This window comes from Pseudomonas laurylsulfativorans (assembly GCF_002906155.1).
Taxonomy (GTDB): Bacteria; Pseudomonadota; Gammaproteobacteria; order Pseudomonadales; family Pseudomonadaceae; genus Aquipseudomonas; species Aquipseudomonas laurylsulfativorans.
Genome location: NZ_MUJK01000010.1, coordinates 111,246 through 125,994 on the forward strand (window position 1 = coordinate 111,246; position 14,749 = coordinate 125,994).

At 58.1% G+C, this 14,749-nt stretch carries 10 protein-coding genes; 3 read left to right on the plus strand and 7 right to left on the minus strand.

Annotated elements, in window-relative coordinates; all coding sequences use genetic code 11:
- Positions 1 to 40: 40 nt before the first annotated feature.
- Both B0D71_RS24545 and B0D71_RS24550 read left to right on the plus strand, forming a co-directional pair.
- Positions 41 to 781 (plus strand): YciK family oxidoreductase, encoded by a 741-nt coding sequence (locus B0D71_RS24545; RefSeq protein ID WP_103397012.1) that lies wholly within the window; start codon positions 41 to 43, stop codon positions 779 to 781.
- A 368-nt stretch (positions 782 to 1,149) separates the two neighbouring features.
- Positions 1,150 to 2,076 carry a GGDEF domain-containing protein gene (locus B0D71_RS24550; RefSeq protein ID WP_103397013.1) on the plus strand — a complete coding sequence of 309 codons (927 nt, stop codon included), beginning with the start codon at positions 1,150 to 1,152 and terminating at the stop codon, positions 2,074 to 2,076.
- Between the two features lie 135 nt (positions 2,077 to 2,211).
- Here B0D71_RS24550 and B0D71_RS24555 read toward each other — a convergent pair whose 3' ends face one another.
- Both B0D71_RS24555 and B0D71_RS24560 read right to left on the minus strand, forming a co-directional pair.
- Complete coding sequence (locus B0D71_RS24555) at positions 2,212 to 2,973, minus strand: iron-containing redox enzyme family protein (RefSeq protein ID WP_420825148.1); 762 nt, start codon at positions 2,971 to 2,973, stop codon at positions 2,212 to 2,214.
- Positions 2,974 to 3,049: 76 nt separating this feature from the next.
- Positions 3,050 to 5,509 carry an EAL domain-containing protein gene (locus B0D71_RS24560; RefSeq protein ID WP_103397015.1) on the minus strand — a complete coding sequence of 820 codons (2,460 nt, stop codon included), beginning with the start codon at positions 5,507 to 5,509 and terminating at the stop codon, positions 3,050 to 3,052.
- 181 nt (positions 5,510 to 5,690) lie between these two features.
- Here B0D71_RS24560 and B0D71_RS24565 point away from each other — a divergent pair, with 181 nt between their 5' ends.
- Positions 5,691 to 10,334, plus strand: coding sequence for a deaminase domain-containing protein (locus tag B0D71_RS24565; protein ID WP_240635733.1), 4,644 nt, complete (start codon positions 5,691 to 5,693; stop codon positions 10,332 to 10,334).
- Between the two features lie 2 nt (positions 10,335 to 10,336).
- Here the strand turns inward: B0D71_RS24565 and B0D71_RS24570 are convergent, their stop codons facing one another.
- From B0D71_RS24570 to B0D71_RS24590, 5 genes are all read right to left on the minus strand, one after another.
- Positions 10,337 to 12,154, minus strand: coding sequence for an ABC transporter ATP-binding protein (locus B0D71_RS24570; RefSeq protein ID WP_103397016.1), 1,818 nt, complete (start codon positions 12,152 to 12,154; stop codon positions 10,337 to 10,339).
- Complete coding sequence (locus tag B0D71_RS24575; RefSeq protein ID WP_103397017.1) at positions 12,147 to 12,782, minus strand: DsbA family protein; 636 nt, start codon at positions 12,780 to 12,782, stop codon at positions 12,147 to 12,149. Before B0D71_RS24575 ends, B0D71_RS24570 begins: the two co-directional genes overlap by 8 nt.
- 3 nt (positions 12,783 to 12,785) lie before the next feature.
- Positions 12,786 to 13,727 (minus strand): oxygen-dependent tRNA uridine(34) hydroxylase TrhO, encoded by a 942-nt coding sequence (trhO, locus tag B0D71_RS24580; RefSeq protein ID WP_103397018.1) that lies wholly within the window; start codon positions 13,725 to 13,727, stop codon positions 12,786 to 12,788.
- Positions 13,728 to 13,905: 178 nt separating this feature from the next.
- Positions 13,906 to 14,205, minus strand: a complete 300-nt coding sequence (locus tag B0D71_RS24585) for a BolA family protein (protein WP_007973667.1) — start codon at positions 14,203 to 14,205, stop codon at positions 13,906 to 13,908.
- A gap of 12 nt (positions 14,206 to 14,217) precedes the next feature.
- The gene (locus B0D71_RS24590) at positions 14,218 to 14,742 is read right to left on the minus strand and encodes a DUF2059 domain-containing protein (RefSeq protein WP_103397019.1); all 525 of its coding nucleotides are present in this window, start codon (positions 14,740 to 14,742) and stop codon (positions 14,218 to 14,220) included.
- Positions 14,743 to 14,749: the final 7 nt, after the last annotated feature.

The window sequence follows — 14,749 nt, forward strand, 5'->3', positions numbered from 1 at the left end:
ACAGGGGCAGCGCCTGTCTTCTGATTTGTTGAGGTTTTTTATGTTTGATTATTCCGCCCGCCCCGAACTGCTCAAGGATCGGGTCATTCTGGTTACCGGCGCAGGACGCGGCATCGGCGCCGCCGCGGCGAAAACCTACGCGGCCCACGGCGCAACCGTGCTGCTGCTGGGCAAGACAGAAGCCAACCTGTCCCAGGTCTACGACGAAATCGAAGCCGCCGGCCATCCACAACCGGCGGTGATTCCGTTCAACCTCGAAACCGCCCTACCCCATCAATACGATGAGCTGGCGGCGATGATCGAAACCGAATTCGGGCATCTCGACGGCCTGCTGCACAATGCGTCGATCATCGGCCCACGCACGCCGATCGAGCAGCTTTCCGGCGAAAACTTCATGCGGGTCATGCAAGTCAACGTCAACGCCATGTTCATGCTCACCAGCACCCTGTTGCCGCTGCTCAAGCTGTCGCAGGACGCCTCGGTGGTCTTCACTTCCAGCAGCGTCGGCCGCAAGGGTCGTGCGTACTGGGGCGCCTACGGCGTCTCCAAATTCGCCACTGAAGGCCTGATGCAAACCCTGGCTGACGAAGTCGATACCGTGGCCCCGGTACGCTCCAACAGCATCAACCCGGGTGCCACCCGCACCAGCATGCGCGCCCAGGCTTACCCGGGTGAAAATCCACTGAACAACCCGACGCCCGAGGAGATCATGCCGGTCTACCTTTACCTGATGGGCCCGGACAGCACCGGTATCAATGGCCAAGCGTTCAACGCGCAGTAACGACCGTACGTCGCTTTTTCCGTGCCGCGCCGGCTTCCCGCCGCGGCACTCCAATTCGCAACAGACACCTGTCAAACAAACGTCACACGCTGTGCCCTGCAGGTAGCAGACAAACAACAACCCATTGATTTAGCTCTGTTTTTTATCATATGAACCGAATGGCATGACTTTCGCTCTAAGTTTGCTCAGACACGCAGGCGTGAAAGCAGACCGGGTGAAGCTCGAGTACAGTAATTACTCATCTTCTACAAAGCAGATTAAACTTGTACGAAATGTCCTACGGGACTGACGGACCAGTACGACGCGCAGCCCTAAGCCGCTCTCACCCTGCTTGTAAGACAGCCTTACTGCTTAGGGGCGCACGCCTAATGAAACCACCTTCCCAGACCAACGCAATTGACTTCGATAGCGCCAAATTGCAGCGCCTGGGCTTTGGTCAGCAGCCTCCCCTTCTGGAAAGGCCTGTCAGTCTTGCGCAATTGCGCCAGCAACTGAGCCTGCAGCTGCAAACCAGTCTGGAGCCGCAACGCATTCTTGGGACGTTCTATCGCGAGATTCAGCGAATGGTGCCGTTGGACGCCTTGTGCTACCTGCACAAGAGCAGTGATCTGCGCCTGGAGTTCGGCCAGCGCGGCCACCATTCCATCAGTTACAGCCTCAGCCACGAAGGCGAACACCTGGGTGAGTTGATTTTCCGCCGCAATCAGCGTTTCAGCGAACAGGAACAGGGCAATCTCGAATCACTGCTGGCCGCGCTGCTGTTCCCGATGCGCAACGCGCTGCTTTACCGTACCGCCACCCAAAGTGCACTGCGCGACCCACTGACGGGCACCGGTAACCGCATTGCCATGGACCAGACGCTGCAAAGGGAAATCGAACTGTCCCGGCGCCACCTGCAACCGTTATCGGTGCTGATGCTGGACATCGATCATTTCAAGCAAGTCAATGACACTCATGGCCACAGCACTGGCGATGACGTGCTCCAGGCAGTCGCTGCTTCGATCAAAAACCAGCTGCGTAACGTCGACATGGTGTTCCGCTATGGCGGTGAAGAATTCCTGATCCTGCTGTCGAATACCTGTCGCGAGGCCGCGGCCATGGTCGGTGAGCGACTGCGATTTGCAGTCCAGTCTGAAGAGTACCTGGCCGATGGTCATACGATCTTGCTGACGGTCAGCCTCGGCTGTTCGACCCTGTTGCCCGGCGAGTCTGCCGACAGCCTGTTGCGACGGGCAGACAGCGCGTTGTATGTGGCCAAGCGCGAAGGTCGTAACCGTCTGGAGATGGCGGGCTAAGTCCTTAACCACGACACAAACAATGTGGGAGCGAGCCTGCTCGCGAAGGGGGTCTGACTTTCAACGATGATGTTGACTGACAGTCCGTATTCGCGAGCAGGCTCGCTCCCACAGTTATTTCAAGTAGCGATTGAATCAGCTCTCGGCCAATGCCATCCGCTCACGAACCACCGGCGCCCGCTCGGTGTGCTCCAATTGCATGCAACGCTCGAGAAACAGGTACATGTAGTCGTAGCTCTTGCATACAGCCTGACGCAACTCCACCTGCAAGGATTTGCTCGGGTTGGTACCCGCCAATGTGCAGATGATTTCCAGGGCTTCCCATGGGTGGGCATCGTCGTACTGGGCATGCATCTTCAGCCACTTCATCGCCCGCTTGCGATCTTCCTCGGGGAACGAGGCGGCGTAGTTGCCATTGGAACAAACAACCGCCGACCACTCCCCGGTCGCCCCTTCGATGGCGTAGTTGGTGGCGGCAATCGCAACGATCAGCGAGTCGGCGGAACTGGTGTGCCAGCACCAATGGCTCAAGGCGTGAAGCTCCGGTGCAACCTGCTGTGCCTGCAGGTCCTCCAGGCTGACACCATGTGCGCGACTCCAGTGCACCCAATAATCGGCGTGGTTCAATTCGACACGGATATTACGCATCAGCCAGCGACGGGCCATGTCTTCGCCGGGATGACGGGCAAAACGGGTCTTGGTCAGGTTTTGTGCCATATACAACGCGAACTGTTCGACCACCGGCCAGCCACCGATCAGGTACTGGCGCATGGTCTTCGCACTGAGTTTGTTGTCTCGCATGCGTTGGTACAGTTCGTGTTCGACAACCCGGCGCTTGCTCTCGCTGCAATCCTGGATCAGGCGCTGGGCCCAGGCAGGATAACTTGCAGCTTCCATGAGCGGTCCGGTTCGGTTGAATGTGTCGATCACTGTCGAGCTCCTTTTGATTGTGATTTTAAGACCGGCAGGAGTTTCAACGGAACGTGCCAGGGGCCTTGAACAACAGCGGCTGAGGCCTGGCGGGACGACTTAGCAGGCTATCAAAGGTAAACAGATGCGGGCGTTCAATCACATACCCTTGAGCGTAATCTACCCCGATCTCCAGCAATGCCTGCTCGATCTGGGGCGTTTCGACAAACTCGGCAATCGTGCGCTTACCCATGACATGACCGATGTGATTGATCACTTCGACCATGGCGCGGTTAATCGGGTCGTCCAGCATATCCTTTACGAAACTCCCGTCGATCTTCAGGAAGTCTACAGGCAAATGTTTCAGGTACGCGAATGAGGACATTCCGGCACAAAAGTCATCCAGTGAAAAATGGCATCCTAAGCCCTTGAGTTCATTAATGAATCGAATGGCGCTGCCAAGATTTGAAATAGCACTGGTCTCAGTAATTTCAAAACAAATCATTTCAGGCGGAATCGAATACGTCACAAACTGTTCGCGCAGGAAGTCCAGGAACGCCTCATCCCCGATCGTCGTGCCTGACAGATTGATCGCACACATGGCCAGCGGCCCGCGGTATTGCTCGGCCCGGCATTGGGCAATGACCTTGAACACGTTCTGCACAACCCAACGATCAAGCGAGCTCATCAGGCCATAACGCTCGGCAGCCGGAATGAAGCTGTCGGGCAAGATCATCCGCCCGGCTTCATCATGCAATCGCAACAGAATTTCAATGTGCCCGCCGTCCTTGTCGACATGGCCCAAGGGGGCAATTTCCTGGGCATACAGGCAAAAACGATCCTCCTCCAGCGCCATGTGCAAACGCTGCACCCAGGCCATTTCGCCGAAGCGCAGGGACAACTCCGAGTCATCTGGATGATAGACCTGGACCCGGTTCCGGCCCTTTTCCTTGGCCATGTAGCACGCCATGTCGGCAGCACGCAGCGACGCTTCGAGCGTTGTCGGATTCTGCGCGACATGGACCAACCCGATACTGACAGTGGTCACGAATGGCCGGCCCTTCCAGACAAAGTGCAGATTCTGCACAGTCTGGCGCAGGCTCTCGGCAATTTTCTCCGCAGATTCCAGTGCACAGTTTTCCAGCAGGATGCCGAACTCGTCGCCGCCAAGACGAGCCAGGGTATCGCCTTCGCGCAGCCCCGATTGCAACAAGGCACAGATATGCCGCAACAGTTCGTCACCCGCCGCGTGACCGCAGGTATCGTTGACCAGTTTGAATTGATCCAGATCGAGGAACATCAGGGCATGGCGACCCGAATGGCGGGTCAGGTTGTGCAGCGCCTGTTCCAGGCGATATTCGAATTCGCGGCGGTTGGCAAGGCCGGTCAAGGCGTCATGGGTCGCCTGCCATGACAGATTGGCGATGTATTGCCGCTCCTGGGTCATGTCATGCAGCACCAGCACCGTCCCGCTGACTTTTCCAGCATTGCGGATTGGCGCCCCCACCAGCGTGACCGACACCGTGCTGCCATCCAGGCGTTGAATCAGCTTGGAGTGCTCACTGCCGCCACTGAGTTGGCCGCTCAGAATATGCTCGATCAGGGTGAAACCATCGGTCTGGGCGTTTTCATCCAGCAGGTTGAACAGCGCCGCCAGCGGCAACCCTGTCGCTTGCTCGGCCTTCCAGTGGGTCAACGCCTCGGCCGCCGGATTCATATAGGCAATCGCACCGGAAACATCCGTGGTGATCACTCCGTCGCCAATCGATTGCAGAGTGATCTGCGCCCGCTCCTTCTCAAGCTCCAACGCATCGGCGAAGGCGTGTCGCTGTTTGAGCAGTTTATGGGTGCGCATCAAGGCCAATGCGATCAAGCCCAGGGCAGTGGCAAGGTTGGTCACCAGCAACAGTCGCAGGATGTTCCGCGAGCCTTCGCCCAAGGCGTCGCTGAAGGCCTTCGCGGCCGGTGTCACACTTTCGTTGATGACAAATATCTGATCCTTCCAGCGCTTGATATCGGCATCAGTGGCCTGCCTGGTGGTGATGCGCTGATGCATCTCCCGCGCAGTGGCATCGAGTTGCACCAGATACGCGTCGCCCACCCTCCAAAGGTCGATGGCTTTCTCGTGGTACCTGAAGTTCCGGAAATTCAGGTACAGCCAGATCACGCTGGTGATGTCATCCGGATGGTTACCGCCCTTGAGGATCGCAACACGTGCCGCCTCTATATTCGGCGGTTGATGATCGAGCGCCACACGTAATTCATGCCCGCCCTGAGGCACGGAGATGGCGTTCTGGTATTTACGAAAAATCGCTTCGTCGCCGCTGTCGGCGTAGAGATTGAGGTAATAGATGGCGTCTTTCTGACCCTTGGACCACAGACTTTCGCCGGCAACATAGCCGCGAACCGCCGACAGCACGTAAAGGCTAACGCCGCCCAACAGGGCTTGAAACAGCACAACGGCGATAAAAGGCCAGACGATGCCCAACAACCGTGGCGTACCGAGAGTCCGCGTTTGATTCATGAGGTCCCTTGCATTAGCACTGCTTGCTCGTCTTCCGGACGAAATCGCTCTAGTCAGACTAGGAGGCGATCCCGCTTCCGGCAAGCCAGACACTGTACAGCGCGCAACACATATGTACCGCATGCTCCGTGAACAAAGCTTCGAGACTGGCGACTCTCATCCATCCAAGAGCCGCTTTCTCATGACAACTACAACTGCTGCACCCACCCTGATTCAACGGCATGCCGGCCAACAAGCCGAGTACGGGGCAATACTGACAGCGTTACGAGCCGTTAAGGCGGCAGCCTCAGACCTGCGTGGATACTACCTGTCACCCCTTGCAGATTCACCCCTGGCCTTTGAGTTCGAGCACGCGAAAACTCTTATGCTCGCATTGTTCGAAGGGGACGGCGAAAGGGCTTTGACTAACCATCTTCGACCACTCAAAGGACTGCTGACAGAAGTTGACGCCATCGCCGATCAGTGTGTTTTCACGACGCTGCGCCGCGATGGCTCCCTCGCTACGTACGCGGTTGAGGATGTGACAAGTGCCGCCAGCCAGATTCGAACCTTTCAACAAGCGCTTGTGAACATAGGTGGACACATACGCACCGACAGGGTGCTACCTCTGTCGCAGTTTCTGAAGTATTACGGCCTCGCATTGCCGGCGACACAAAACACGGACTCCCTGGCCCGACTGATAGAGGCGGTGGAAGAAAAACGCGCTATTCACCGATTGAACCTGGAACAGGGGCTGCAAATCAGTGAACTGATAGAACCGCACGATCACACTGCGATTCACAACCTCGTCAGCGAAATCCTCACAAATGAAGCCAACTCCGTCATCGACGTCCTGGCCAGCGAAGTCGCACCACCGATGACATCACAACAACTGGCCACCCAGCCCACCGCCTGCCTTGAGCGCTTGCTCGACACTCCCAAGGCACGCAACCTGGCCCAACGCCTGCTGGAGACGCTCAACTGGTACGGCACCCGATCCGACGAAGAAACGGTGCCAGACATCGGCGCAAAACTGCTGCTGGAAGCGCTGCGACTGCGGTACGAACTGTCGTACTCCCATCCGTCTCAGAGCATAGCCGGCTATCAACTGCAACAACGCGCCAATCACGGCAAAAGCTACGCGGATATCCTCAATCACTTCCGGCAACACTTGGAGGACTCGCTTCGCACGACAACACCAACCGAAACAGCGCTGCTGGGAAGGCTCTGTCAAGCCAGTTTTCCAGTTGAATTTCAGGTGCGCGACATTCCCCACGACTTGCCCTATGCCACTTCTATCGTCTGGGTCAATTTCGTTCACGGCACCCTTCTCGCTCATGCACTGGACCCGACCCTTCTGCAACGACTGACCTTCCAGCAATTGACCGACCTACCGTTGAAAAAAAGCGAGAGCGCCACAGACGCCCTGCTCCAATTGATCGCGTTGACGCGAATTCCAGCGGCGTTGACTTGGGCGCAGGCGACTGGGGCGTTGGTACCCAGTGTGCAAACCAGCGACTCTCGGGAAGACAAAATGAAGGCCGTGCAAGCGCTGGAAGACCACAAGTTGCAATTGAATGACGCGATCGTCCAACTCGATATCGCCCCCCCACAACGGTTGAAGCTGGCGCAACAGCAACTGAAGGTGGCATTGACCAACGAAATTTCGATCGATCCTTTGAGCATCCGTGTGATGCGCGACCTTTATCGGTCAGGCAGACGGGTTGAACGCAACATCCTGGATACCCCGGTTGTGCCGCAGGTAACCTGGCCGCTGCTTGAGGTTTATGCTTCAGGTGGTTTAAGCCCCGATAGCAAGTGGTACATCAGCCAGGACGGCAAGACCGCGAACTTTTGGATCAGATTGTCCCCTGATCGCAAGTTTGAATGGGGTTTGGCAAATACTGACGACTCTACTTCCCGCACCTTAATGCTTCCACGCGACCGCACACTGCCTGATATCGAGGCGCTGTTCGACGAGCAATTCAAAAGCTACCTCGCCAAGACAAAAACAGCCTACGAAAACCTGATCAAAAGCCTGTTGGTCACGCTGCCGTGGGCCGATCGCAAGGCATTGGAGCATGGTGACGTCAGGGTACTCAGCCTCAGGGGTGAAACCGGGCGCAAGGCCGAAGAAGAAACTGCAGCACACACTCTGCCGCTCAGGGCACGCATGGGGTTTGTGCTGCAAGCCAGTTACGGGAACGCCGTGCGCTTCTATGAGTGCCTGCCCCGTGCCGGCGTCATAAGACCGCGCACCGATGTGACAACCGCCCATGTCGGTGGCGTCCGTGGCAAGTTTTTTTTCCGTAACCGACTTGTTGAGGAGGACTATGACTACTACGTCGCCATACGCACACACCGCTTGCCATTCGACCGGGATGCCCATGCAACCGGCACGCCCCTGAAATCAGGAGCCACCTGTTTCGCGATTCTTGACCCACTCGGCGACGCCCTCCCCCCTACTCAAATTCCGCCGGCACATCACGACTATTCTCCCAATCTCACGCTGACATCCCCCCGCACGCTGCAAATCGCGTCCTTGATTGCAACCCAACTGCTTTATCTTGATGAACAGGAGCAGCGCCGCGAGGCCTGGGGAGTCACACAATACGAACGCCACCTCGACGAAAAACACTGGCTTCACAACCTCAAGGGCTTCGTACCCTTCTGGGGCAGCCTCGAAGATCTTCAATCGGACCAGTTCGGAGATCGCATTCTCGGCGTACTCGGCCTGGCGCTCGACGTCGTGTCATTTGCTGCGCCCTTGGGTAAGTTCGCTGCCGGGAGCATCCGTTTGGCCGCCCGAGCCGGCAGAGTGGGCATTCGTGCGACGTTGCCGCGGATGGCAAATTTATCCAGCAAACTGGTGACGTCGAGCTTGAAAAACCTCAACCCTCTGGACGGTGCGACCGACTTGTTGCGGCTCACCGGACGAGGAGTAAAAGGCGCGGGGCGCGCAGTGGCCCATCTCGAGAAGCGGGCGATGTTCCAATTGAAAAAACTCGCCGGCAAGGTCGATAGCTATGACTTTGTCAGCAGCCTGCCCCAGGCAATCGAACCGGGACGCTGGAAACCGTTGATGGATGCTGACCAACTGGGCATCGTCAAAGGCATCGAAGATGTTCCCGTGCGCAAGATCGACGGCCACCATTACTTGTTTGACCCACTGTCTACTCGCCCCTACGGCCCCCGGCTCACCCCCCGGAATCATGAACTTTCACTCGGGCGCTCCCGCTACAGCATCGTGAAAAAAACCGACGATCTGGTTTTCATCGAGCTCCCGGAACAGGCGCACGTTCGCTACCAGTTCGATATCGATGGGCGCACGACAGTCTTCATCGACGACATTCCCTACCGGCTGGATGGCGAAGAACTGCGCCGTGTCGAGATGATCGATGACAGCAGTGCATTGACGTTAGTCCCCTGTCGGCCACGCCGCGCGCCAAACAACAGCAGCGATTGCCTCAACAGTTTTGTGACAGGGACACCTGCCCCGACACCGGAGATCGGCTCGCTCGACGAAACCAAGGGTTACGCGCCCTGGTTTGGCGACAGGGTGTCTGAAGCGGTTAGGCGGCCAGGTCACGACGGTCAGTTTGTAACCCATGAGGGAAATCTTTATCAGATCATCGACAACATCCCGACGCTGTACCCAGATGACATCACCGAACTTGGCTTTGCCAAGAAGTGGCTGGTGCCCCGCCGCGAGATGCCGGCCACCCTGATGTTCCGCAAAGGCATTTATGGCCGTATCGAGGTCAAGGGGGTTTACGAGGGCGCCGAGGACCTGCACCGGACCGGGGCCATTCTGGTGCCGTCCATCGATGAGTCGAGTACGTATGTCTTCAGCCGAATCAACACCGACAAGTATTACGTTGCGACAGTTCCCAAGGGACAAAGCCTGAACGAGCCGCTGACCTTGAAACGCTTGTTCAAGGCTGACATGACTGAAGGCACGCTGGGTGAGGAACTGCTAACGGTGTACACCGGGTCATTGAGCGCCAATAACATCGCGCGCATCCACAGCAAAGAAGCCCTTGAGCTCGCGATGAAAACCATGGACGAGATCGCCATTCCGATCGGAACGGCCCCTAACCCACCGGGCAACATGAAATTCCTGAAAGTCGACACCAGCCCTGGAGAAGCGCTGATGTTCGATCATTCAACCCGAATGATCGTCACTCGACTGCCTGAAGGCGCCACGACATGGAGCAGGAGCAAGGATGCTCCGGAGGACTTGCGTCAAAGCACCGCCAATATTTTCGATTCGCTGTTCATGGAGCCGACGATCGACGCCAGTAAGGCCAACAGCGCGCTAAGGATCAACCAGACCATGCAGAAGCTGCACCAGTTGACCCCCAAGCGCCAACGCGCCTTCAACCCGAGGAACATTGCCTACGCCGACGTCATGACCAGCAGTGGGCAGCGGGAAATCTACGTCAGCGTTTCCGGTGCCCAGCAAGCGACCGGTTACTTGCCGCTGTTCAAACAGCATCTTGGGGCGGATTCAGTTCGGGTCGGCGAATCAACCTACTTCAATATCGACATGAATCAGAGCTTTCCCCACACCTCTCTCGATGTGACCGCTGAAGGCAAGTTGCTGGCCGTGCCGACGACCATCAAGGACATCGGAACTTACAAGCCAGCGCAGTCGATAAAACCGACGTCACTGGACAGCGAAAGCAAGTTGATCCACGTGATTCGGGAAAAGTACCCCGACCCCAAGGCGATCAAGTCCGTCAATATCGCCACGACGATGCCCCCTTGCGAGTCGTGCTCGATCGTGATGAAACAATTCAGCTACGACGGTGGGGAAAACGCGCTCCAGGTGCTGTGGAGTTAAACCTACAACCGCTGCAAATGCCCATAAAGCTTGGCGTACAAACCACCATCGGCAATCAGCTGTTGGTGGTCGCCATCCTCTGCGATCTGCCCGCCGTCGAACACCAGCACACGGTCAGCCTGTTTTACCGCCGAAAGTCGGTGGGCAATGATCAACGTGGTGCGATTACTCAGAAACCGCGCCAAGGCCTGGTGCAAGTTGTATTCGGTGGCGGCGTCCAGTGCCGAGGTGGCCTCGTCCAGAATGACGACCTTGGGTTCGGCCAGCACCATTCGGGCGATGGCCAGGCGCTGACGCTGTCCACCGGACAAACGCACGCCGGAGCGCCCGACGATGCTGTCCAGGCCATTGGGCAAATCCCGGACGGTGCCGTGCAATTGGGCGATTTCCAGTGCATGCCAGCAAGCCTCGTCACTGCGCTCGCGGCCCATGGTCAGGTTGGCCCGAATGGTGTCGTTGAACAGCGCCGGATGTTGCAGGACCACGGCAACATTTTCCCGCACGGTTTCCAGGCCGATCTCTTGCTGGGTCGAACCGCCAAAGCGAATGGTTCCGGCCAACGGCGTGTACAAGCCCAGTAGCAGTTGCACCAGCGTGCTCTTGCCACCGCCACTGGCGCCGACGATCGCGACCTTTTCGCCGGGGGCGATGGACAGGTTCATCTGGTTCAGAACCAGCTCATCGCCGTAACCGAAGCTCAACCCTTGTACTTCCAGCCCAACCGTCTCGCGACCGATGAACGGGTCGACTCCACCCGGGTATTCGGGCTCATCGGCCCGGGACAACAGCTCATTGATCCGCGACAGCGCACCGCCGGCCGCGTAGTAGGCATATTGCAGGTTCAGCAGCTGTTCGACCGGACCGATCATGAACCACAGGTAGCTGAACACCGCGAGCATCTGACCGATGGACAGGTCGGAAAACAACACCGTGAGCATGGCCGCGGCCCGGAAAATATCGATGCCGAACTGAAACAGCAAACCGCTGGCCCGGTTCGACGCATCGGTTTTCCATTGCGAATTCACCGCATAGTCGCGCACATCACGGGCGCGATGCCCCAAGCGACCGAGGAAGAACCCCTGGCGGTTGCCGGCGCGAACTTCCTGGATGGCATCCAGCGTTTCGGTCAGCGCCTGGGTAAAACGCGAAGTGCTGTCGTTCTCGAGTTTCTTCAGATGCTTGACCCGCTTGCCCAACTGCACCGTGGCGTAGATCACCAGCGGGTTGAACAGCAGAATCAGCAAGGCCAGTTTCCAGTGCATCCACATCAGAATGCCCGCCGTGCCGACCAGGGTCAGCATGGCCACGAGGAAACGGCTGAGGGTTTCACCGACGAATTTGTCCAGTGTGTCCAGATCGGTGACCAGATGCGTGGTCACCGTGCCGCTGCCCAGGCTTTCGTATTCACCCAGCGAGATACGCTTGAGCCGTTCGATCAGGCGTATGCGAATGCGGTAGACGATGTCCTTGGCCAACCCGGCAAACAATTTCGCCTGCACCACGTTGAACAGCAACGCCGTACACCGCAGGGTCAAGGTCACCAGCAGCATCAGGCCGATGTAGCCCGCGGCTTTCTGCCAATCTTCAGGCAGCGCGTGGTTCATGATCTTCAGCGCGGCATCACCGTGCCCCAGCAACACTTCGTCCACCAGCAACGGCAGGAGCAAGGGAATCGGTACGCTGCATAACGTCGCCAGTACGGCCACGCCGTTGGCGATCCACAGGGACTTTTTGTGATGCAGGGCCAGGCGACGGATTTCCGCCCAGCTCAGACGGTCGACATGTTTGGCGGTAGCGACGTCATCGGGCAGGTCATGCACAGGCAGCACGCTCCAGCCAGCGGCCGAGCAGCGGGGACAACTCGCTCAAAGGCTGATAGCCATTGGTCAACAACGCCACTTGGCCGTTACGCTCAGCCAGCAGGGTGGGGAAACCGGCGATGCCCAGGTCCTGGACCCAGGTGAAGTCGGCAGATGTCGCGGCGTGCGTATCGGCACGGTCGAACGCTGCGGCGAACTCAATTCGCGGTAGACCGGCCTGCTCTGCCAGCTCCACCAGGACACTGGCGCGCGTGACATCGCGACCTTCAGCGTAAAAGGCGTGCTGAATCAGCCCCAGCAGTTTCCAGGCACAATCCGGCGCCAATCCGCGCGCCGTCACCAGCGCCCGGCAGGCAGGCTCGGTGTCATAGACAAAGCCTTCGGGTAACGCGCCTTCAAGCTTGAAGGGCTGGCCAGTGGCCTCGGTGACCGCCTGCCAGTGCTCCAGGATATAGCGTCGGGTGGTCGGCTCCAGCGCCGCACCGCTACCGGTGCGCAAACCACCCACGATCAGATGCACATCCACACCCGCGGCTTGCGCCTGCTCGACCAGCGCGTTGGCCACCGGGGAAAAGCCCCAGCACCAGGAACACATCGGGTCCATTACATAGAGCAGGCGCGCAGACATGGTTCAGGCCTCGGAGGATGCTTGCTTATAGTTGTAGCCGATCGGGTGAGGCTGGTTGCGAGCCTTGGCCAGTTCGATCTGCTTCTGCCGGTCGATGGCACTGCGACGGGTCTTCTCGCTCAGCTTATCCCAGCAATGCGGGCAACTGATGCCGGCCACGTAATGCTCGGACGCGCGGTCTTCCACACTGACCGGTGTGCGGCAGGCATGACATTGGTCGTAGTCGCCCTCGCTCAGGTCATGGCGAACCGTCACGCGGTTATCGAACACGAAGCAGTCACCCTGCCATTTGGTTTCTTCCTGCGGCACCTCTTCGAGGTACTTCAGGATGCCGCCCTTGAGGTGGTAAACCTCACCAAAACCCTCGCTGAGCATGTAGCTCGAGGCCTTCTCGCAGCGGATACCGCCGGTGCAGAACATCGCGACCTTCTTGTGCACGGCCGGATCGAAGTTGGCTTTGATGTAGTCTGGAAATTCGCGAAAACTCGTGGTTTTCGGGTCAATGGCGCCTTCGAAGGTACCGATCGAGACCTCGTAATCGTTACGGGTGTCGATCAACAGTACTTCCGGGTCGCTGATCAACGCGTTCCAGTCTTGCGGATCGACGTAGCTGCCGACCTTTTTGTTCGGGTCCACGCCTGCCACGCCGAGGGTGACGATTTCTTTCTTGAGTTTGACTTTGGTGCGGTAGAACGGCTGCTCGTCACAGTACGACTCTTTATGGTCGATATCGTCCATGCGCGGGTCGTTCTTGAGCCAGGCCATCAACCCGTCGATGCCTTCGCGGCTGCCGGACACGGTGCCATTGATGCCTTCTTCGGCAATCAGCAGGGTGCCTTTGATGCCGTTGTCGACCATCGCTTGCAGCAGTGGCTCGCGCAGGGCGACGTAATCTTCCAGGGTGACGAACTTATACAGTGCCGCCACGACAATCTGTTGTGTCATGGGTAAATCTCCAGGTGGCTACCCTCGTAAGGGGTGAACCGGATGCGAAAAAAAAAGCGCCGGGTTAGCGGCGCGCTGCATTCTAACAAAAATAACCTTCTCTGTAGGAGCCGGCTTGCCGGCGATAGCGATTTCGAAGACGCCATCGCCGGCAAGCCGGCTCCTACAGGGGGTAGCGTCAGTGTTTGCTACCGCCCGCACAGGTCGGCGAGGCCGGAGCCGCGTCGATCTGTGCCCATTCCTCTGGCGTGTAGGTATGCAGCGCCAACGCATGGAACTCGCCCATCAGCTCGCCAAGCGTGCCGTAGACCTTCTGGTGACGCTTGACCCGATTCAGGCCATCGAACTGCGCGCTGACCACCACGGCCTTGAAGTGGGTCTGCAAACCCCGGCTGTGCATGTGGCTCTCATCCAGCACTTGCAGATGCTCGGGCTGAAGCAGGGCCAGCGTCGATTCGATGCGTTGTTGCATGGTCATACCGAACTCCGCTTAAGGCTTTTTCTTGGCTGGCGCAGCTGCGTCTTTCGGCGTCAGCTCGGTGGTCATGTCAGCCAGCAGCTTGTTGACCACCGGCACTGCGCTTTCCAGCTTGGCCTGGGTCATCTGGGCCGATTGCTGGGTCAGCTGGGGCATTTTTTCCATGACTTTCTTGCCCAGTGGCGACTGGTAGAACGCTACCAGGTCCTTGAGCTCGGATTCGGTGAAGTTGGTGGTGTAGAGCTTGACCATATCCGGTTTCAGCTTGTTCCAGCCGATGGCCTGGTCCAGCGCGGCGTTGGCCTTGGCCTGGTAGGTTTCCAGCACGGCTTTTTTCGACTCAGGGGCTTTGGTCTGTTCAAACCGTTGGGCAAACATCTGCTGTACTTGCATGTACACCGGGGTGCCCAGTTTGTCAGCGTGTGCCATGGTCAGGAAAGCCTCGGCACTGGCGTTATGGCTGGCGGTGTCGGCAAGAACCTGGCCGCTGGCGCAGACCAAAGCGACGGCGGTACAGATGGCACGAAGACGAGTCATCGAGTTT

What these genes read in the sequence shown, in the direction of transcription:
- B0D71_RS24545 (WP_103397012.1), top strand. Translation starts at nt 41, where the DNA reads ATGTTTGATTATTCCGCCCGCCCCGAACTGCTCAAGGATCGGGTCATT.
- B0D71_RS24550 (WP_103397013.1), top strand. Translation starts at nt 1,150, where the DNA reads ATGAAACCACCTTCCCAGACCAACGCAATTGACTTCGATAGCGCCAAA.
- B0D71_RS24555 (WP_420825148.1), bottom strand. Translation starts at nt 2,973, where the DNA reads ATGGAAGCTGCAAGTTATCCTGCCTGGGCCCAGCGCCTGATCCAGGAT.
- B0D71_RS24560 (WP_103397015.1), bottom strand. Translation starts at nt 5,509, where the DNA reads ATGAATCAAACGCGGACTCTCGGTACGCCACGGTTGTTGGGCATCGTC.
- B0D71_RS24565 (WP_240635733.1), top strand. Translation starts at nt 5,691, where the DNA reads ATGACAACTACAACTGCTGCACCCACCCTGATTCAACGGCATGCCGGC.
- B0D71_RS24575 (WP_103397017.1), bottom strand. Translation starts at nt 12,782, where the DNA reads ATGTCTGCGCGCCTGCTCTATGTAATGGACCCGATGTGTTCCTGGTGC.
- trhO (WP_103397018.1), bottom strand. Translation starts at nt 13,727, where the DNA reads ATGACACAACAGATTGTCGTGGCGGCACTGTATAAGTTCGTCACCCTG.
- B0D71_RS24585 (WP_007973667.1), bottom strand. Translation starts at nt 14,205, where the DNA reads ATGACCATGCAACAACGCATCGAATCGACGCTGGCCCTGCTTCAGCCC.
- B0D71_RS24590 (WP_103397019.1), bottom strand. Translation starts at nt 14,742, where the DNA reads ATGACTCGTCTTCGTGCCATCTGTACCGCCGTCGCTTTGGTCTGCGCC.